The organism is Staphylococcus pasteuri, from assembly GCF_030547725.1.
In the GTDB taxonomy this organism is placed as follows: domain Bacteria; phylum Bacillota; class Bacilli; order Staphylococcales; family Staphylococcaceae; genus Staphylococcus; species Staphylococcus pasteuri.
Genome location: NZ_JAUOQO010000120.1, coordinates 1 through 333, shown reverse-complemented (window position 1 = coordinate 333; position 333 = coordinate 1). Strand labels below are relative to the sequence as shown.

Here is a 333-nt window from a genome sequence, read left to right as displayed (position 1 = left end):
ATATTATTAGCATCAATTCCAGGTTGCGTGGATAAGAATTTTAGCGCGCCAAAGGCATCCGGGACTGTTTCGGGAACGCCGCTCGGTCGCCCGCTAACGCTGCCTGTCCAACCACGAGCAGCCCAAAGATCAACCTCCAATGTCGCTATGCCTGCTTCATTAAGAGCAAGCGTATAAAGTGAACCGCGGCTGTCTACTCCGGCGCTGCCATGCATGATAACGACCGCAGGAATTTTTTGGCTTTCATAGCCTTTTGGGATACGCAGTTGAGCTGATATCTCAATAGGGTTGGCTTCTGTTGCTGAAGGGAAATTAACGTATGATGTGTAAGGT

The 333-nt window shown here is 49.5% G+C and carries 1 protein-coding gene; it reads right to left on the bottom strand.

The window, feature by feature from the left end; genetic code table 11:
• The coding region (locus Q4528_RS13055; protein ID WP_512700995.1) for an alpha/beta hydrolase family protein at window positions 1-333 on the bottom strand (333 nt) is incomplete at both ends.